Source organism: Stenotrophomonas sp. STEN021 (assembly GCF_056760175.1).
This window is the reverse complement of the sequence record NZ_JBRREH010000052.1, coordinates 13,805-33,064: the sequence shown is the minus strand read 5'-3', so window position 1 is coordinate 33,064 and position 19,260 is coordinate 13,805. Positions and strand designations below refer to the sequence as shown.

General features: G+C 63.2%; 13 protein-coding genes. 8 read left to right on the top strand and 5 right to left on the bottom strand.

The genetic code is table 11. The features are described 5' to 3' along the window. Nucleotides 1-136: 136 nt before the first annotated feature. The 4 genes from gyrB to dnaA form a co-directional block, all read right to left on the bottom strand. A complete protein-coding gene (gene gyrB, locus ACVOL0_RS12440) occupies nt 137-2,596 on the bottom strand; it encodes a DNA topoisomerase (ATP-hydrolyzing) subunit B (protein WP_481549388.1) in 2,460 nt (819 codons plus the stop codon). 109 nt (nt 2,597-2,705) lie between these two features. After that, nucleotides 2,706-3,806, bottom strand: coding sequence for a DNA replication/repair protein RecF (gene recF, locus ACVOL0_RS12435; RefSeq protein ID WP_481549387.1), 1,101 nt, complete (start codon nt 3,804-3,806; stop codon nt 2,706-2,708). Between the two features lie 1,219 nt (nt 3,807-5,025). Further along, on the bottom strand, nt 5,026-6,126 hold the full coding sequence (dnaN, locus tag ACVOL0_RS12430) for a DNA polymerase III subunit beta (RefSeq protein WP_057629944.1): 1,101 nt from the start codon (nt 6,124-6,126) through the stop codon (nt 5,026-5,028). 367 nt (nt 6,127-6,493) lie between these two features. Next, nucleotides 6,494-7,822: a chromosomal replication initiator protein DnaA gene (gene dnaA / locus ACVOL0_RS12425; protein WP_481549386.1), complete on the bottom strand. Its 1,329-nt coding sequence runs from the start codon at nt 7,820-7,822 to the stop codon at nt 6,494-6,496. Between the two features lie 252 nt (nt 7,823-8,074). Between dnaA and rpmH the strand changes: the two genes are divergently transcribed. From rpmH to ACVOL0_RS12385, 8 genes are all read left to right on the top strand, one after another. Beyond that, on the top strand, nt 8,075-8,215 hold the full coding sequence (gene rpmH / locus ACVOL0_RS12420) for a 50S ribosomal protein L34 (protein WP_006404565.1): 141 nt from the start codon (nt 8,075-8,077) through the stop codon (nt 8,213-8,215). Continuing rightward, entirely contained in the window at nt 8,212-8,715 is a 504-nt protein-coding gene (gene rnpA / locus ACVOL0_RS12415; RefSeq protein ID WP_481549385.1) for a ribonuclease P protein component, read from the top strand. The genes rpmH and rnpA overlap by 4 nt, the downstream gene beginning before the upstream one ends. Then, nucleotides 8,715-10,424 (top strand): membrane protein insertase YidC, encoded by a 1,710-nt coding sequence (yidC, locus tag ACVOL0_RS12410; RefSeq protein ID WP_481549384.1) that lies wholly within the window; start codon nt 8,715-8,717, stop codon nt 10,422-10,424. Before rnpA ends, yidC begins: the two co-directional genes overlap by 1 nt. Nucleotides 10,425-10,684: 260 nt before the next feature. Continuing rightward, nucleotides 10,685-13,366, top strand: a complete 2,682-nt coding sequence (locus ACVOL0_RS12405) for a polysaccharide deacetylase family protein (protein ID WP_481549383.1) — start codon at nt 10,685-10,687, stop codon at nt 13,364-13,366. Between the two features lie 3 nt (nt 13,367-13,369). Then, entirely contained in the window at nt 13,370-14,719 is a 1,350-nt protein-coding gene (mnmE, locus tag ACVOL0_RS12400) for a tRNA uridine-5-carboxymethylaminomethyl(34) synthesis GTPase MnmE (RefSeq protein ID WP_481549382.1), read from the top strand. A gap of 60 nt (nt 14,720-14,779) precedes the next feature. Next, entirely contained in the window at nt 14,780-15,166 is a 387-nt protein-coding gene (locus ACVOL0_RS12395) for a VOC family protein (RefSeq protein WP_313173727.1), read from the top strand. A gap of 213 nt (nt 15,167-15,379) precedes the next feature. After that, a complete protein-coding gene (locus ACVOL0_RS12390; RefSeq protein WP_481549381.1) occupies nt 15,380-16,993 on the top strand; it encodes an ATP-binding cassette domain-containing protein in 1,614 nt (537 codons plus the stop codon). 130 nt (nt 16,994-17,123) lie between these two features. Then, entirely contained in the window at nt 17,124-18,158 is a 1,035-nt protein-coding gene (locus tag ACVOL0_RS12385; RefSeq protein WP_481549380.1) for a glycerophosphodiester phosphodiesterase, read from the top strand. Between the two features lie 250 nt (nt 18,159-18,408). Here the strand turns inward: ACVOL0_RS12385 and ACVOL0_RS12380 are convergent, their stop codons facing one another. After that, a complete protein-coding gene (locus ACVOL0_RS12380) occupies nt 18,409-19,197 on the bottom strand; it encodes a rhomboid family intramembrane serine protease (protein ID WP_481549379.1) in 789 nt (262 codons plus the stop codon). Between the last annotated feature and the right edge of the window lie 63 nt (nt 19,198-19,260).

Sequence of the window (19,260 nt, the reverse complement as noted above, 5' to 3'; positions counted from 1 at the left end):
CCGACCGGGGGGTGCCGGTTGGCCCGCACCCGGCGGCACGGGGTCGGGGGGGTGGGGGCCACCCCCGGCCGGGGGGCGGGGGCTGTTATAAAATGGGGCCCCCTTTCGGGCCCCCCACACTGGCGGTTGCGCTGGATCAGATATCCAGATTCATGACCTTCAGCGCATTGCTCTCGATGAAGTCGCGGCGCGGTTCCACCACGTCGCCCATCAAGGTGCTGAAGATCTGGTCGGCTTCCACCGCGTCTTCGATACGAACCTGCAGCAGGCGCCGGGTATCCGGGTTCACCGTGGTATCCCACAGCTGTTCCGGATTCATTTCACCCAGGCCCTTGAAGCGCTGGATCATGCGGCCCCTCTTGGCCTCTTCCATCAACCAGGCCTGTGCCTGTGCAAAACCAGTGATCTCCGAGGACTTGTTGCCACGGTTGATGGTGGCGCCTTCGCGCACCAGGCCATGCAACAGCTGCGAAGCCTGGTGCAGCTGACGCAGTTCGCCGGATTCAAATGCAGCCAGCGGCAGCACCTGGGTGTGTTCCTCACCCATGTGACGGCGGGTAACCAGCACCGCAGCCGGACGCTGCTCGTTCGGTTCCTGCAGGACCAGGCTGAAACGCGGCGTGCCAAGGCTGCCCTGGTTCAGACGCTTGGCCAAGGCATCCAGGCCTTCGTTTTCGCCGGCGCTACGCAGGTGCTCAAGATCCATCGGGGTGAAATCGACCAGCGCTTCCAGCAGGCTGCGGTCGTAGCGGTGCGCGTTGCGGTTGATGGTTTCCTGCGCCGCGGCATAGGTCATCAACAGCTTTTCAAGCGCAACGCCTTCAATCGGCGGCTCGCCGACGGCAGGAATCAGCGCCGCGTTTTCCACCGCGTTGTTGGCCAGATAGGCATCCAACGCCGGGTCATCCTTCAGGTACAGCTCGGTCTTGCCCTGCTTGATCTTGTACAGCGGCGGCAACCCGATATACACAAAACCACGCTCGATCAGCTCCGGCATCTGCCGGTAGAAGAAGGTCAACAGCAGCGTACGGATGTGCGCGCCGTCGACGTCGGCGTCGGTCATGATGATGATCTTGTGGTAACGCAGCTTGTCCGGGTTGTATTCATCGCGGCCAATACCGGTGCCCAACGCGGTGATCAGCGTGCCTACCTGGTCCGAGGCCAGCATGCGATCGAAGCGGGCACGTTCCACGTTGAGGATCTTGCCGCGCAGCGGCAGCACCGCCTGGTTCTTGCGGTTGCGGCCCTGCTTGGCCGAGCCACCTGCCGAGTCACCCTCGACGATGAACAGTTCGGACAGCGCCGGATCTTTTTCCTGGCAATCGGCCAGCTTGCCCGGCAGGCCAGCGATGTCCAGCGCGCCCTTGCGGCGGGTCAGATCGCGCGCCTTGCGCGCGGCTTCGCGGGCACGGGCCGCATCGACGATCTTGCCGGCAATGGCCTTGGCTTCGTTGGGGTTTTCCTGCAGGAACTCTTCGAGCTTGGCGCCGAAGGTGCTTTCCACCGCCGGCTTGACGTCGGAGCTGACCAGCTTTTCCTTGGTCTGGCTGGAGAAGCTTGGGTCCGGCACCTTCACCGACAACACCGCGATCATGCCTTCGCGCATGTCATCGCCGGTGAAGCTGATCTTGGCCTGCTTGGCGATGCCGCTCTGCTCGATGTAGTTGTTGAGCGTGCGGGTCAACGCCGCGCGGAAGCCGGCAAGGTGGGTGCCGCCATCCTTCTGCGGAATATTGTTGGTGAAGCAGTACATCGTTTCCTGGTAGGAATCGGTCCACTGCAGCGCAACTTCGACCACGATGCCGTTGGCTTCGCCGGTTACCGCGATCACGTTCGGATGCAGCGGGGTCTTCACCTGCGCCAGGTGTTCCACGAAGCTCTTGATGCCGCCTTCGTAGTGGTAGTCGTCGCGACGGCCTTCGCCGCGCTCATCCACCAAGGTGATGTTGACGCCGGAGTTCAGGAACGACAGCTCACGCAGACGACGGGCAAGAATTTCGTAATGGAATTCCACATTGCCGTGGAACGCCACAACCGACGGCCAGAAGCGCAGCACCGTACCGCGACGGTCACTGGTTTCCAGCTGCTTCAGAGGAGTTACCGCGGCACCGTCAGCGTATTCCTGCTGGTAGTGGAAACCGCCCTGGTAGATATCCAGCATCAGTTTCTGCGACAGGGCGTTGACCACACTGACGCCAACGCCATGCAGGCCGCCGGAAACTTTGTAGCTGTTGTCGTCGAACTTGCCGCCGGCATGCAGGACCGTCATCACCACTTCGGCAGCGGAGACTTCGCGGTCGAGCTTCTGGCTCATCTGCGCATGCTTGCCCACCGGGATGCCACGGCCGTTATCGGCCACGGATACGGAACCATCGGCATGGATGGTGACCAGCACGTTGTCGGCATGACCGGCGAGGGCTTCGTCGATGGAGTTGTCGACAACCTCGAACACCATGTGGTGCAGGCCAGTGCCGTCATGGACGTCGCCGATGTACATACCGGGACGCTTGCGAACAGCCTCCAAGCCTTCCAATGCGGTGATGCTGTTGGCGTCGTAATTGCCGTTGTTGACCGGGGTGTTCTGTTCTTCGCTCATTGCGCTTGCCGTAGGCTCCGCAGGTCATGCGCCTTTCCGTGGAACGGGCATGAGAGATAGGGGATGACGTTCCGATTATACCTGCCGGGGGAATTTCCGCCCTGAAGGCTCAGATCACCGCATTGATGGTGCCATGTTCCACGTGGAACACAGCCGCCGGCTGCAGTTCTGCTTCCAGTGCGGCCGGTGTTTCGGTTGCCGTGATGAAGATCTGCGCAGGTGTTGCAGCCAGGAATTGCAGAACGCGCTGCTGGTGATTGCGGTCCAGCTCCGAGCCAAGGTCATCCAGGGCAATTACCGGCCATTCGCCGCGCTGACTGGCGTAATCGTCTGCCTGACCCAACAAACAGGCCAGGGCAGTGAGCTTGGCTTGCCCGCGCGATAGAGCATCACGGCCAGGGATCTGCGTGAAACCAACACTCCAGTCGGCCCGGTGCGGCCCCACCGAGGTATAGCCTGCGCTACGGTCGCGCTCACGGGCCAGCAACAGAGCATCGCCCAGCGACATTTCGTGCCGACGCCAGCCCGGCTGCAGTTCCAAGGCACTCAATTGCAGCCCAGGTGCAAGATCTGCAGCAATTGCGACCGCCCGCTCCTGCAGGCGTTCCAGATAGTGCTGGCGACGTGAGGTGAGGGGAGTTCCGGCTTCAGCCAGCTCCCAATCCCAGGCATCCAACTGTTTCCCGGGCGCGCCCATCTTCAACAGCGCGTTGCGCTGCTTCAAGGCCCGTGTGTAACGCCGCCATAGGGGAAGGAAGTCAGGTTCCACGTGGAACAATCCCCAATCGATGAAGCGCCGGCGGGGTTCACTGCCGCCACTGACCAAGGCATGGCTGCCCGGTTCGAAGGTCACCACGGCCAGCGCAGCACAGAGATTGCCCAGTTGCGCCACATCTTCACCGTCCAGACGGCCTTTCCAGGCCTGTCCGCTGTGGCGCAGGCCTGCGCGGCGGGTAGAAACGCCCAGTTCTGCGTCGCTGCGCTCCTGCCATTCGACAAAAACATCCAGATTCTCAGCGCCTTTCTGCACCAGGCCATCGCGAACGCGACCTCGGAAGCTGCGGCCATAGGCCATCAGGTGCAGGGCTTCGAGCACGCTGGTCTTGCCCGCGCCATTGGCGCCGGTAATCAGGTTTATGCCAGGGCGGGGAGCCAGTTCCACCGAATCGAACCGACGCACGCGGTTCAAGGCAACACGGACGATATGCATTGACGCTCGAAAGAAAGCATGACGCCGCCACGCAGTCCGTGGCTGGCCATGCGCAGCTTAAAGCATCCGCCCTGTTTGAACAGTTCCGTCGACTGCCAGCTGCCGGCGCATACAGATGCCACGTGGAACATCCCAGGATTTCTTCAAATCTGAGCGGTGATGTGGGCACCGCTACTGCAGATTTCACGAAATTCGCTGGCTTTTTTCCGGCTGTATAGCTCGGGGTACAAACCCTGTGCATAAGTGGGGCAATCTGTGGATAAGATTGGCCTTTGAAGCCCTCTTCAGGCTTATCCACAGATATCCACAGGCTAGAAGGGCACTTTTACAGGGGGTTTCGAGTCTAATAAGGCTATTTAAAACAATAACTTAAGCTAGTTTTACATAAAATCTGCTCCTACCATCACCACCAAGCTTTTGATTTATTCTCAGATTTAAAGCATAGAGCTGAGAAAACCGGCAGCCAGGAAGGGCCAAAACCAAGCCCTGTGATTTCTTGAAATCTGTGGGCCGAGATACCGCTGCGGGTTTCAGATTTCAAGAAATTCGCAACAGACTGAGACCGCACCTTCAACTCGCCCTTCTGCCCTGGGAGCTTCCACATGGAACAGGGGCAGATTTCTTCAAATCTGATTGCCTCTCGCGGGGATTGCACGCGGATTTCACGGAATCAATGGCGAATCGAAAGCTGGCGCAGGCCCTGGTAGGCGGCACTTCGGCGCGTCACCAGAGTTTCAGTGAATCAAAGCGCCGGCACCTCGCAGGAAACCGCAGTGCAGTCGGCGGTAGGTCTTGCTGATCTACTGCGAGCCCGCTTGGGCAGGGACAAAATCCAAGCATCGAAGGTCTTCACCAGTGCTGGAGTACTGGGCTCAGCCAAGCCCAACCAAACGAAGCGGGAGTACCACTGCCTACGCATAGAGCCCTGAATCGGAAAACCCAGCGAGCTCCGGCAATCGGCACACGTACTGCCCCGATCCATGTACGGCACCGAAGACTTCCCTCAACTCGCCAATCTGGCTAAAGAACGCGGATCCACGGCGCCCCTGCCACTGCTCTCCGAAAACCCCGCAATTGGACTCCAGTCAACATCCATAAGTCCGCGAATTTCGGCTGACAAAGCTGTTCCACGTGGAACCCTGATCAGATCGCGGAAACCAGGCAAAAAAAAGCCCGGCACTGAGCCGGGCTTCTTCGTGTTCCACGTGGAACCTGCAGGTCAGAGCCGCAGCGGCATCACCACGTGACGCGACTTCTCGCTGCTGGCTTCACGCACCAGAGCCGAGGAGTTGGAATCACGCAGCTGGATGACAACATGCTCATCGCGCAGCGCCGACAGGGCGTCGAGCAGGTAGTTCACGTTGAAGCCGATGGCCAGATCGCTGACCACGGTATCGGCTTCGATTTCTTCCTGGGCTTCTTCCTGCTCCGGGTTGTGCGCGCTGATTTTCAGCTGGCCCGGGGTGACTTCGACGCGAACGCCGCGGTACTTCTCGTTGGAGAGAATTGCCGCACGCTGCAGCGAAGCACGCAGGGTTTCGCGCTCAACCTTCACTTCGCGGTCGGCGCCGATCGGAATCACTGCTTCGTAATCTGGGAAACGGCCGTCGATCAGCTTCGAGGTGAAGGTGACATCGTCGCGCTTCATGCGCACATGGCTGCGACCGACTTCCAGCTCAACCTCGCGCTCGCCGCCTTCCAGCAGACGCTGCAATTCGGTCACGCCCTTGCGCGGCACGATGATCTGACGCTTGGCGCCGTTATCGTTTTCCAGCGCGGTTTCGCACAGCGCCAGGCGGTGCCCGTCGGTTGCAACGCAGCGCAGGATGCTGTCGCGCAGGTCAAACAGCAGGCCGTTGAGGTAATAGCGCACGTCCTGCTGCGCCATTGCGAACGCAGTGCGCTCGATCAGTTCCTTCAACGCTGCTTCCGGCACGACGACGCGCTCGGTGGCTTCAACTTCGTCAACTGACGGGAAGTCATTCGCCGGCAGGGTCGCCAGGGTGAAGCGGCTGCGTCCGGCCTGGACGGTGATCTTGTCGCCGGTCTGCGAAACCGTGATGCGGCTGCCGTCGGGCAGGGCACGGATGATTTCGAACAACTTACGCGCCGGGATCGTGGTTTCGCCGTCCTGGGCATCTTCGACCGCGATGCGGGAGACCATTTCGACTTCCAGGTCGGTACCGGTCAGCGAAAGCTGGCCGCCCTGAACCTGGACGAGGAAATTGGCCAGAACCGGCAGGGTCTGGCGGCGTTCAACCACGTTGACGACCTGGGCCAACGGCTTGAGAAAGGCTTCGCGCTGCAGTGTGAAACGCATGTGGTTTCGTGCCCCTATGCTTTTAAAAGATGTGGATTAAATCAAAAGCTTGGTGGTGCTGGTAGAGCCAGATTTGGCTTAAAACACACCTAAGTGTTTGTTTTTAAATGTTTTATTGAAGCTGAAACCCATGTATTACTACCACTGAGCAGGTGGGTGAACCTGTGGATAATTTTGACGCGGATTTGCCGACCAATTTTATCCACAACTTCTCCAAAACCTGCCCCCGAATCATGCACCGTTTTGTGCGATGACGCCGCAGTGGCGTCGGTGCATCATTCGCTCCACTTCCAGCCCAGACCTCGCTGCCCCAATGGTTTTCCCACCTGTTTCATCGATGAGCGTTCCAACAGGGCAGCCCCGGGGCTTACTCGCTGAGCTTGCGGATCAGCTTTTCCCAGTCTTCGCGCAGCTTGCCGTCGGTTTCCATCAACGTGCGGATCTGGCGGCAGGCGTGCAGCACCGTGGTGTGGTCGCGGCCGGCAAACGCATCGCCGATTTCCGGCAGGCTGTGTTCGGTCAGTTCCTTGGTCAGCGCCATGGCGACCTGGCGCGGACGGGCCAGTGAACGGGTGCGCCGCTTGGACAACAGATCCTTGATCTGCAGGCCGTAGTAGTCGGCAACCGTTTTCTGGATATTGGGGATGCTGATGGCTTGTTGCTGGGCACGCAGCAGATCGCGCAGGGTTTCCTGGGCAAACTCGGTGGTGATCGCGCGGCCGGTGAAATTGGCGCGGGCGGTCAACGTATTGAGTGCACCTTCCAGATCGCGCACGTTGGAGCGCATCTTCTTGGCGATCAGGAACGCCACGTCGTCCGGAATCTCGGCGCCGCGTTCGCGGGCCTTGGCCAGCACGATGGCGGCACGGGTTTCAAAATCAGGCGGCTCGATGGCAACCGACAAACCCCAGGCCAGACGCGACTTCAGGCGGGCTTCCAGGCCTTCCACTTCGCGCGGGTAGCGGTCGCAGGTCAGGATGATCTGCTGCTTGCCGTCGAACAAGGCGTTGAAGGTGTGGAAAAACTCTTCCTGGGTGCGGTCCTTGCCGGCGAAGAACTGGATGTCATCGATCAACAGCGCATCGACCTGCTGGAACTGACGCTTGAACTGGTCCATGGACTTTTCCTGCAGCGCACGGATCATCGCGCTGAAGAACTGTTCCGAACGCAGGTACAGCACTTTTGCCGCCGGATTGGCCTGGCGCATGGCATTGCCGGCCGCCAGCATCAGGTGGGTTTTACCTAGGCCGGTGCCGCCGTACAGCAGCAGGGGGTTATGCGCACGATCACCCGGCTTTTGCGCCGCCTGGAATGCCGCCGCCAAACCGAGCTGGTTGCTGCGGCCTTCGACGAAATTGGTGAAGGTGTAGTGGGCGTCGAGGTTGCCGTTGAACGGCACCACTGGCGCGGCCGGCACATGGCTGGCGCTCGGGGCGACCAGCGGGGCCGGCTCCGGCGCACGCGGACGCGAGCCGATTTCCAGGATCACCTCGCCGAAACCGGCGAAATGGGTCAGCAGTTCGCCGATGCGCGGCAGGTAGCGTTCGCGCACCTGGTCGACGATAAAGGCATTGGGCGCGTACAGCACGAGGCTGTCAGCGCGTTGGTCGGCCTGCAGCGGCTTCAACCAGGTGTGGACATCTTCGGGCGGGAATTCCGCCTCCAGACGTTCGAGACAACGTGTCCAGGCATCCATCAGCAATAGTCGTCAAAGGCTTGCCAGCCGGGCGCAGAAAGCCGCCGGGCCACAGGCCGGAAGGGGGAAAGTGGATGGCCCAGACTACCACCGCAGGCCCGATGCGGGAATGCTTGTCCCGGATTTATTCACAGGCTCATCCACAAGATGTACACCGGGCTGTGGATAGCTTTGTCAAGCAAGACTTGACGCGACCCGGATAGGGTCTATAGAATTTCCGGTTCTTTCCGTCCACTTCATACAGGTGCCCCAATGGCCACCAAGCGCACGTTCCAGCCCAGCAACCTCAAGCGCAAGCGCGATCACGGTTTCCGTGCTCGTATGAAGACCGCCGACGGCCGCAAGATCCTGTCGCGTCGCCGCGCCAAGGGCCGCAAAGTCCTCAGCGCTTGATTGCGTTGCCGCGTGAAGCGGCAAGCGCAACACCGATCGTGATCAGTACTTGCCCGCGCAAGCGATTCCCTCGCTCTGCGCGGGTTCGTACGCGTGCCGAATATACAACGGTCTTCAACGGCGCCCGCCGTGTATCCGATCCCTTGATGACACTCCACTGGTTGAAAGGGGATAGCCCCGCTCGACTCGGCCTGGCTGTGTCACGCAAGGTGGATACGCGTGCGGTCGGTCGTAACCGTATCAAGCGTGTGTTGCGGGATGCAACACGCCATCTACGGTCGTGCCTGAGCGGTGGCGATTACGTCATCGTCGCCCGATCCGCGGCCAAGACCGCCAGTAATCAACAGATCCGTGAGGCGTTCGAGCGCCTGCTGCGCCGTTCCGGCGCATTGCCCGTTGTGGCTGCGGGCGGCACAATGCCGCCGCACGAGGGCGCACCCGCCCCTCTTCCTTTGAACGTACCGGACACCTCCTCCGGTCGAGCCGAGCCTGCCTGCTGATGAACCAGACCCGTGTATTCCTGATTTTTGCCTGGCTGATGGTAGCCGTGCTGCTGTGGATGGAATGGGGTCGCGAAAAGGCCGCACCGGATCCGGCAACCGTGGCCACCACCCAGCCGGCCGTGCCGGGCGCCAATGACGTGGATCTGCATGCGCCGGCCACCGCCGACGTGCCGCAGGCCACCGTGCCGGGCCAGCCGCCGGTTGCCGCCGCTGCTCCAGGCATGGAAGCCGCCGCCAGCGCCCAGCGCGTGACCGTCACCACCGACGTACTGAAGCTGGTGCTCGACGGCCGCAGCGTGCTTGACGCCGATCTGCTGCAGTTCCCGCAGACCAAGGCCGCCGGCAGCCCGCCGGTGCAGCTGCTGACCGAAGACAAGGCGCATCCGTATAGCGCCACCGCTGGCTGGGCCAGCCAGAACAACTCGCCGGTGCCTGGTGCGAACGGCTTCCAGCCGGTGCAGGGTGTCACTACCGTCGCCCTGGCTGATGGCCAGAACGAAGTGCAGGTGCCGTTTGTGTGGAACGGCCCGAATGGCGTCAGCATCCACCGTACCTACACCTTCAAGCGTGGCGATTACGCCATCAGCGTGAAGGACGAAGTGGTCAACACCGGTGCCGCACCGTGGCAGGGCTATGTGTTCCGCAAGCTGGACCGCGTGCCGCCGGTGATCACCAAGGGCATGACCAACCCGGATTCCTTCAGCTTCAATGGCGCCACCTGGTTCAGCCCGGCGGATGGCTACCAGCGTCGTGCGTTCAAGGATTACCTGGAAGACGGCACCATCAACCAGACCATCGCTGGTGGCTGGGTGGCGATGCTGCAGCACCATTTCTTCACCGCCTGGATTCCGCAGGCTGACCAGTCCGCGCTGTACCTGCTGTCGCAGAACGGCCCGCGCAATGTGATCGAAACCCGCGGCCCCGGCTTCACCGTGGCACCGGGCCAGAAGGTCAGCACCGAGGCACGTCTGTGGGTGGGCCCGAAGCTGGTCAACCAGATCGCCAAGGAAGACGTGAAGGGCCTGGACCGCGTGGTCGATTACAGCCGCTTCTCGATCATGGCCATCATCGGCCAGGGCTTGTTCTGGGTGATGAACCAGGTGCACAAGCTGATCGGCAACTGGGGCTGGTCCATCATCGGCCTGGTGATCCTGCTGAAGATGGCGCTGTTCCCGCTGGCCAATGCGCAGTTCAAGTCGCAGGCCAAGATGCGCAAGTTCCAGCCGCGCATCGCGCAGCTGAAAGAGCGCTACGGCGACGACAAGCAGAAGTTCCAGACCGCAATGATGGAGCTGTACAAGAAGGAGAAGATCAATCCGCTGGGTGGCTGCCTGCCGCTGCTGATCCAGATGCCGATCTTCTTTGCCCTGTACTGGGTGCTGGTGGAGTCGGTGGAACTGCGTCAGGCGCCGTGGCTGGGCTGGATCCAGGATCTGACCGCACGTGACCCGTACTTCATCCTGCCGATCATCAACATCGCAGTGATGTGGTTCACCCAGAAGCTGACCCCGGCTGTGGGCATGGACCCGATGCAGCAGAAGATGATGCAGTTCATGCCGCTGGTATTCGGCGTGATGATGGCCTTCATGCCGTCCGGCCTGGTCCTGTACTGGGTGGTCAACGGCGGCCTGAGCCTGCTGCAGCAGTGGTGGATGATCAAGAAGCACGGCGAAGATGCGCCGAGCAAGGTGATCGAAGCCAAGTAAGCAAAAGCCCGCCGCAAGGCGGGCTTTTCGCATGTGGGGGAGGCCGAGCCAAGACAGGGCGTTCGGCTGTTTGTAGGAGCGGCGTCAGCCGCGAAGCAGGGACACCCTCAGATCGCACAGCTGCGACGGGTTTCAGCAGTATCGGCTTCGCGGCTTACGCCGCTCCTACAAAGAGGGGCGGCATTTCGTCGCAAGCCGGCCTCTTCGCCTGTGGCGTTAGAATCACCACATCTGCTGCACCCTTTCACCCCGAGCCTGCCATGCCCCGTCCGTTGTCGCGCCGCCTGTCCTTGCCCGCTTTGTTGATTGCCGCACTGACGGTCGCCGGCTGTTCCAAAAAGGACGAGACCGCCACTGCGACGCCAACCCAGGCCAGCGCGCAGGCCGCGGCTGCGGCCAACCCAGCAGCTGCACCGCTGCTCACTGCATTGCAGAAACAACTGGACGGCCATCGCCGCATCGTCGTGCTGTTGGCCGATGAGGCGCAGCAGTCGCCAGCAGACCGCCAGACCTCCAGCCGCATCGGCCAGCAGTTGTTCCATGACGGCCTGGAACAGCGCCAGGCCATCGCCGCGCAGTTCGACGCCTTGCTGCGTGATCCAAATCCGCAGCGCTTCGCCACCCTGGGCACAGTGCTGGATTACATCGAATCCTCGCCCGAGCTTTACGACGCAGATCGTCTGGCTTTCCGCGAAGTACTGCGCGAACTGCATCAGCGCGTGGGCGCGGACTCCTCGCTGCCAGCCGTAAAGCTGCACCAGCGCATCGGCGAAGACCTGGACGCGCTCGATGAAATCGAGCGCAACTACAACCAGGAACTTACCCGCATTTTCAGCCGCTTCGAGCGCACCCGTGCGATCGAACTCAAGCGTGAGAAGTGGGACGACTATGTCGCCCACCTCAACACGCTGTACAAGCGCGACGCCATCCTGCGCGACTTCGGCGTGATCGAGCCCTACCCGATGTCGATGCAGGACAGCGACCGCGAAATCTTCGGCCGCGACCTGCCCGCAAAAACCGTGGTGCTGACCTTCGACGACGGCCCGCACAAGGCCTATACCGATGAAGTCGTTGCCATCTTGCAGCGCTACGACGTGCCGGGCGTGTTCTTTGAAGTCGGCCGCAACCTCGGCGCGGTCGAGGCCGACGGCAAGGTCAAGCTCGGGCCGATGGCTGGCATCAGCCGCGGCCTGATGGAGCATGGCTATGCGGTAGGCAACCACAGCCTGACCCACGCGCAGCTCTCGCGCACCACTGGCGATGCGCTGCGTCAGCAGGTGCTGGATACCGATACCTTGCTCAAGGGCGTGGATGCCAAGCGCGCACCGCTGTTCCGCTTCCCGTATGGCGCGCGCAACGCCGAAGGCCTGCAGCTGCTCAACGAAGCCGGGCTGAAATCCATCATGTGGAACATCGACTCGATGGACTGGGCCGATCCGGTGCCCGAGTCCATCGTGCAGCGCGTGGTCGACCAGGTGCAGAAGGAACAGCGCGGCATCATCCTGTTCCATGACATCCACGACCGCGCGGTGAAAGCGCTGCCGCAGATCCTCGACAAGCTGATCGCCGATGGCTACCAGTTCGCCGGTTGGAACGGCCGCGACTTCAGCGTCAGCCGCGCGCGCAAGGGCGCGGTCGCCGATGCCACCGTCACCACCGGCTACGAAAAATCGTGGGCGATCGTCATTGGCATCGACGACTACGCCAAGTGGCCGAAGCTCGAATACGCCGGCCGTGACGCGCAATCCATCGCCGATACGCTGACCGGGCAATTCGGCTTCCCGTCCTCGCAGGTGATCGTGCTGAAGAATCAGCAGGCCACACGCAACAACATCCTGGCCGCCTTCCACGACCGCCTGGCCGATGAGCGCACCGGCAAGAATGACCGCGTGTTCGTGTTCTTCGCCGGCCATGGCGCGACCCGCCAGCTCGCCTCCGGCCGCGACCTCGGTTACATCATTCCGGTGGATTCGGACCCGAATGAGTTCGCCACCGACGCGATCGCGATGACCGACATCCAGAACATCGCCGAGAGCATGCAGGCCAAGCACGTATTGTTCGTGATGGATGCCTGTTACAGCGGACTTGGGCTGACTCGCGGCGGCGGTAGTTCTTCTTCGTTCCTGCGGGAGAACGCACGCCGCAGCGCGCGGCAGATGCTGACGGCCGGTGGCGCCGATCAGCAGGTGGCCGACAGTGGCCCGAACGGGCACTCGGTATTCACCTGGGTGCTGCTGCAGGCGCTGGCCGGCAAGGGCGACCTCAATGGTGATGGCCTGATCACCGGCACCGAGTTGGCTGCGTATGTGGCGCCTGCGGTGTCGGCGGTATCGCGGCAGACCCCGGCCTTCGGCAGCCTGCCCGGTTCGCAGGGCGGCGAGTTCGTGTTCCAGGTGCCGGACAGCCAGGAATTCCTCAACGCCGATACCCGCCAGCTATCGGCTGACGCCATCGCCCTCAACAGCCGTGTCGATGCCGCGCAGGATGCAAAGCCTGCAGGCAAGACCGAAGCGCCGGTAACCGTTGCCGATCTGCAAGGCGGCAAGAGCACCCTGGTGGTGCCGGCAGCGGTACCCACCTCGGATCGCCAGCGCGCGCAGCAGGCCAACGACCGCGGCCTGCAGCTGTACCGCGAGAAGCGCTATGACGAAGCCGCCGTGCAGTTCACCGAAGCACTGAAGCTGCGCCCGGATTTTGCACAGGCCGCCAACAATCTTGGCTTCGTCTACTACCGCCAGCAACGCTATGCCGAAGCTGCGCGGTGGCTTGAGAACACCTTGAAGATCGACCCTTCGCGCGCGGTGGCCTATCTGAATCTTGGCGACGCCTACTTCAATGCCGGCGACAAGCCCAAGGCCAAGCAGGCCTATACCACCTACCTGGAACTGCAGCCGCCAGGCAGCGGCGCTGCCCAGGCCCGTGCACAACTGCAGAAGCTGTAAACCATGAGCGACGTGTCTACAGCCCAGACCATTGTTGCCATCGCCAGCGGCGCTGCTGCCGGCGGTGTCGGCATGCTGCGCGTCTCCGGCCCGCAGTCACTGCGGATTGCAGTTGCACTGGGTTGCCCACAGCTCAAGCCGCGCCACGCCCATTACGCCAAATTCCGCGATGACGCAGGCGAAGTCATCGACGACGGCATCGCTTTGTATTTCCCTGGCCCGCGCAGCTTTACCGGCGAAGACGTGGTGGAGCTGCAAGGGCATGGCAGCCCGGTCGTATTGCGCCAGCTGCTGGCCCGCTGCATCGAGCTGGGCGCGCGCCAGGCCCGCGCCGGTGAGTTCAGCGAGCGGGCCTTCCTCAACGGCAAGCTCGACCTGGCCCAGGCCGAAGCCATCGCCGATCTGATTTCTGCTGGCGACGTCCGCGTCGCGCGTGCCGCGCGGCGCTCGCTCGATGGGGTGTTCTCACGCCGGGTGGAAGAGGTGGGCGAACAACTGGTGCGGCTGCGCATCCACGTCGAAGCGGCCATCGACTTCGCCGACGAGCCGCTGGATACGCTGGGTGGCGCGCAGGTGCGCGCCGGCATCGATCAGGCCAAGGCCTTGCTGGCCCAGCTGCGCATCGACGCCGAGCGCGGCCGCAAGCTGCGCGATGGCCTGCACGCGGTGCTGATCGGCCCACCCAATGCCGGCAAGAGCTCGCTGCTCAATGCATTGGCCGGCAGTGAGCGCGCCATCGTCACCGATATCGCCGGCACTACCCGCGACACCTTGCGCGAGACCATCCGCATCGACGGCCTGGAGCTGGAACTGGTCGACACCGCTGGCCTGCGAGAAGGCGGTGACGCCATCGAACGCGAGGGCATGCGCCGCGCCCGTGCCGAGATGCAGCGGGCGGACCTGGCCATCGTCGTGCTCGATGCCCGCGACCCGGAAGCGGGCAGGGCAGCCATTGGTGACGCCGCCGCACAGGCCGCGCGCCAGCTATGGATTTACAACAAGTCCGACCTGCTAGCGCAGTGGCCGCAGGAGCTGGGCGAAGACAGCATCGCCCTGTCCGCCGCCAACGGCCAAGGCCTGGAGCAGCTGCACGCACGCCTGCGCGAGATCGCCAGCCACGGTGCCGGCGAGGGCATGCAGGGCGAGTTCTCCGCACGTCTGCGCCACGTCGAAGCGCTGGCCCTGGCCAGCGAACATCTCGATGCCGCCGCCGGACAACTGCATTACGACCAGCTGGAGCTGGCCGCCGAGGAACTGCGCCTTGCGCATGACTCGCTCGGCGAAATCACCGGCCGCATGACCGCCGACGATCTGCTGGGCAGAATCTTCTCGAGCTTCTGCATTGGCAAATGATGCCGCTGTGGAACCAATGGCCCGCAGCGGCCAGACAATCCAAGAGTCAGGAGGTAGTTGATGTTTTCGCACATCGTGGTTGGCGCCAATGACATCGAGGCATCCAAGGCGTTCTATGACGCGCTGCTGTCCACGCTCGGCGCAAAGCCGGGCTTCGTCGATCCCAAGGGCAACGTGGTGTACCGCCATGGCGGCGCGCTGCTGATCGTAGGCCATCCGCGCAACGGCGAGCCGGCCACCCATGCCAATGGCGGCACCATTGGCTTCAGCTGCGCCTCGCCGGAGGTGGTGGAGGCCTGGCATGCGGCAGGTGTGGGCAACGGTGGCGTAAGCGTGGAAGACCCGCCGGGACCGCGGCAAAGCCCGTTCGGTCCGCTCTATCTGGCGTATCTGCGCGATCCGGCCGGCAACAAGCTGTGCGCCACCCACCGTGCGGCACAGGCCTGAGCAAGGCCTTTACCGGCAGCGGCGGCGCAGCCCAGAACGCGCCGCCGGTTACTGACAGTTCTGTTTGCCGCCGTTAGGCTAGGCCCTGTTACGGGATCCCCCCGCCAACGGAGTCAGTCCAATGCGCCATTGATGTCACCGTCTTGATGACGGTCCCAACCAGTCCCTGCTGCCGCTGGCGGCCGGGTGCTTCGGGCATCGATGGAATACCGCATGACACACTCAATTTCCGTGACGCTGGATGGCGTCGCGTGGCACACGCCCGATGGGCGCAGCCTGTTCTCCAACCTCAACGCACAGTTCGATGAGCGGCCCACCGGGCTGGTCGGGCGCAACGGCGTGGGCAAATCCGTGCTCGCGCAGATACTGGCCGGGCTGCGCCAGCCCAGCGTCGGGCACTGCCGTCGCATTGGTGAGGCCTACTACCTCGCACAGCAGGTACAACCACAAACAGGACAGCGCGTAGCCGAGCTCGCGGCTGTGGATAAGCGTGTGGATGCATTGCGCAGGATTGAAGCAGGAAGCACGCTGCAAGCGGATTTCGACGCGATTGGCGAGCAATGGAGCCTGTGTGAAACCCTGCAGCAGGCCTTGGCTGATGCAGGCCTGCACGGCGTTGATGCCGATACACCTGTGGATAAGCTCAGTGGCGGGCAATGCATGCGCGTCGCCTTGGTGGGTGCATTGCTGCAGCCGGTGGAGTGGCTGATTCTCGACGAACCCAGCAATCATCTTGATCACGCTGGCCGGCGTTGGCTTGCCGAGCGATTGCAGGCCAGAAAGCAGGGCCTGATCCTGGTCAGCCACGATCGCCTGCTGCTGCAACAGGTGGAGCGCATCGTCGAACTGTCGCCGCAGGGGCTGCGCAGCTATGGCGGCAACCATGCCTTTTATGCACAGGCGCGCGCGGCCGAACGCGCGGCTGCCGAGGCCTTGCTGCAGCAACGTCGACACGAACGGCGCAAGGGCGAGCAGGCCTTGCGCGATCAACGCCAGCGGTTGGAGCAGCGCAGCGCGCGCGGCAATCGCGAGGCCGCCAATGCCAATCAAGCGCCGATCCTGCTTGGCCTGCAGCGCCAACGTGCCGAAGCCAGCCTGGGCAAGGCACGCGCGCAACTGGATCAACGGCAGGTGCAGCTGCATGACGCGGTGCGCGAGGCGCAGGCTGACAGCGAAGCCGCCGCCCCGGTGTTGCTGGTCCCAGGCGTGCAAACCAGCGGACCGGAGTGGGTAGTGCGTTCCAGCGGGCTTCAGCTGCCGCATGTGGCACCGGCGCTGCGCGCGCTGGACTTCAACCTGCGCCGTGGCGAACGTGTCGCCATCACTGGCGCCAATGGTGTGGGTAAGTCGACATTGCTGAAAGTGTTGGCCGGACAGCTGCCAGCGCTGGCTGGCGAGGTGAGCGTGCAGGTGCCAGCCGCCTTGCTGGATCAGCAGCTGCAGCTGCTGCCCGCGCACAGCAGCGTGCTGGATGCCTTGCGTCTGCGAAATCCGGCCATGGCCGAAGGCGAACTGCGCAGCCGGTTGGCCTTGCTTGGGCTGGATGCAAACCACGTACAGATGCCTTCTGGCCTGCTCAGCGGCGGGCAGCGGCTGAAAGCCGGCCTGGCCTGCGCGCTGTATGCCGATCCACCAGCCCAGCTGTTGTTGCTGGACGAGCCCGGCAATCACCTGGACCTGGATGCGCTGGCGGCCTTGGAAGATCTGCTGCGCCAATACCAGGGCAGCCTGTTGCTGGTCTCGCATGACGAGGCGCTGCTGCAGGCCATCGGCATCACCGCGCGCCTGCACGCCAGCGCCGATGGCTGGCAATGGCAGCGCGAATAGTGACGCGATGTTCTTCCGCGCGTCACATCCAGCCGTCATGCTGCGCGCCTCGTTTTCGATTGGAGTAGTGACGGTGCGAAGTTGGGCCTGGTTGATGGCGGTGGGGGTTGGCGTGGCATGCTGCGGGGCAATGGACAGCTCAGCCGCGCAGACTTATCCCCAGGTTTCGGTGTACGCGCACCGTGGTGCCAGTGCACTGCTGCCCGAGCACACCCTGGCCGCTTATGCACAGGCCATCAGCGACGGTGCCGATTACATCGAGCCGGACCTGGTGATGAGCAAGGACGGGGTGATGCTGGCCCGGCACGAGAACGAGATCGGCTCGACCACCGATGTCGCCAGCCATCCCGAATTCGCCAGCCGTCGCACCCGCAAGCTGATCGACGGGCAGCAGGTCGAAGGCTGGTTCACCGAAGATTTCACCGTCGCCGAGCTGAAGACGCTGTACGCGCGCGAGCGCCTGCCGCAGATCCGCGGCACCGCCTTTGATGGCCAGTTCCGCATTGCCACCCTGGACGAGATCATCAGCTTCCTGGTGCAGCAGGCCGGCCGCGCCAACCGCGGCATCGGCCTGGCCCCGGAGATCAAGCACGGCAGCTACTTCCAGAGCATCGGCCTGCCGATGGAGGACAAGCTGTTGAGCAGCCTGCAGGGCAACAGCTACACCAAGGTCGCGCCGATCCTGTTGCAGTCGTTTGAAACCGCCAACCTGCGGCAGATCCGCGGCAAGCTCGGCAAGGACAGCAATATCCGCCTGTTGCAGCTGCTCGATTCCAGCGACCGGAAGCCGGCCGACGTTGCCTTGGCCGGCGGCAAGCTGACTTATGCACAGATGATGACGCCGGCTGGGCTGCGTGATATCGCCGGTTATGCCGATGCGATCGGTGTGGAACGGCGCGCGCTGGTGCCGTTGGATGCACAGGGCAAGTTGGCTGCGCCTACCGCGTTGATCGGCGACGCGCATGCGGCCGGTCTGCAGGTAGTGGCCTACAGCTTCCGCCCGGAAAACCCGTTCCTGCCGCCGGCATTGCGCCAGGGGGCGGAGAATGCGCGTAACCCGGAGGCGTCGGTGGCCGAGATCCGCGCCTATCTGCAGGCCGGCATCGATGCGTTCTTCACCGATGATCCGGCGCTGGGGCGACGGGCGGTGGATGGTGGTTCTTAAGCGCTGAAGAGCTGAAGAGCGACCCCTCCCCAGCCCTCCCCTTGCCTATGGCAAAGGGAGGGAGACAAGCGGCTGCGCTACGGGTTGTCAGATCGCCTAGAAACGCCCCCTCCCTTTGGCGCAGCCAAGGGGAGGGCTGGGGAGGGGTTAGCTCTTAGGCCTTTCAAGCTTCGCCGCTTATGCCACTCCTGCAGGTTGGTGGTTCGCTGGTAGAGCCTCTGCCGAGCATGGCTCGGCACTACCGCTGCCCTTACTGCCGCTCGTCTGAATCCCGCCTGCGCAACGGCACCACAACCTCATAGTCACGGCCTTCGCGCGGCTGCCACAGCACCGGCACCTGGCCCGGTGCGGGCGGTTCGAGTTCGTTGTCGGCTTCGGCCAGCTGCTCGGCGTCTTCCTCGTCTTCCCAGCTGTACCGCTTGCGCGCCGCGCGCGGGTCGGCGTTGCGGAACAGCAGCGCGGCGATCACACCTGCTGCCGCACCGCCCATATGCGATTGCCAGGACACACCCGGCTCGTGCGGCAGGATGGTGATCAGCATGCTGCCGTAGAACAGGAAGCCGATCAGGCTGGCGGCGATTGCTGGCCGGTCGCGGCGCAGCAGGCCGAGCACGAAGACCAGGAACATCAGGCCGTGGGTCAGGCCACTGGCACCGAGATGGCGGCTGCCGGCCTCGCCCAGCATCCAGGCTCCCAGACCGGAACCCAACCACAGCAGGGGCAGGGCACGCAGGGTGGCTTTGGGATAAACACTGCCGGCCAGCGTGCCGAGAATAAGCAGGGCGACCGCATTGGCGCCCAGGTGTTCAATCGAACCATGCAGCAAGGGCGCGCCAAGCAGGCCGGCCAGACCGCTGGCTTCCAGCGGCGCTACCGCCCAGGGCCGCCAATCCCAGCCGCTGCTTTGCAGGGCGAACATCGCCACCAGCAGCAGGACAAAGCCCAGGCTGATGTTGAACGCGCGCAGCACGCGGCTGCGGTCGTTGCGGGCGGTGGTGGCCGGCGTATCGCCGGTGTCAGGCAGGGTTGGCGTGTCCATGATCAAGGGATTGCGGCGCCTTCGGCGAAAGCCAAGGGCGCCGCGCATGGGAACTGGCGTGCC

Coding starts and splice junctions, on each gene's coding strand:
- gyrB (WP_481549388.1), bottom strand. CDS start 2,596: ATGAGCGAAGAACAGAACACCCCGGTCAACAACGGCAATTACGACGCC.
- recF (WP_481549387.1), bottom strand. CDS start 3,806: ATGCATATCGTCCGTGTTGCCTTGAACCGCGTGCGTCGGTTCGATTCG.
- dnaN (WP_057629944.1), bottom strand. CDS start 6,126: ATGCGTTTCACACTGCAGCGCGAAGCCTTTCTCAAGCCGTTGGCCCAG.
- dnaA (WP_481549386.1), bottom strand. CDS start 7,822: ATGGATGCCTGGACACGTTGTCTCGAACGTCTGGAGGCGGAATTCCCG.
- rpmH (WP_006404565.1), top strand. CDS start 8,075: ATGGCCACCAAGCGCACGTTCCAGCCCAGCAACCTCAAGCGCAAGCGC.
- yidC (WP_481549384.1), top strand. CDS start 8,715: ATGAACCAGACCCGTGTATTCCTGATTTTTGCCTGGCTGATGGTAGCC.
- ACVOL0_RS12405 (WP_481549383.1), top strand. CDS start 10,685: ATGCCCCGTCCGTTGTCGCGCCGCCTGTCCTTGCCCGCTTTGTTGATT.
- mnmE (WP_481549382.1), top strand. CDS start 13,370: ATGAGCGACGTGTCTACAGCCCAGACCATTGTTGCCATCGCCAGCGGC.
- ACVOL0_RS12395 (WP_313173727.1), top strand. CDS start 14,780: ATGTTTTCGCACATCGTGGTTGGCGCCAATGACATCGAGGCATCCAAG.
- ACVOL0_RS12390 (WP_481549381.1), top strand. CDS start 15,380: ATGACACACTCAATTTCCGTGACGCTGGATGGCGTCGCGTGGCACACG.
- ACVOL0_RS12385 (WP_481549380.1), top strand. CDS start 17,124: ATGGACAGCTCAGCCGCGCAGACTTATCCCCAGGTTTCGGTGTACGCG.
- ACVOL0_RS12380 (WP_481549379.1), bottom strand. CDS start 19,197: ATGGACACGCCAACCCTGCCTGACACCGGCGATACGCCGGCCACCACC.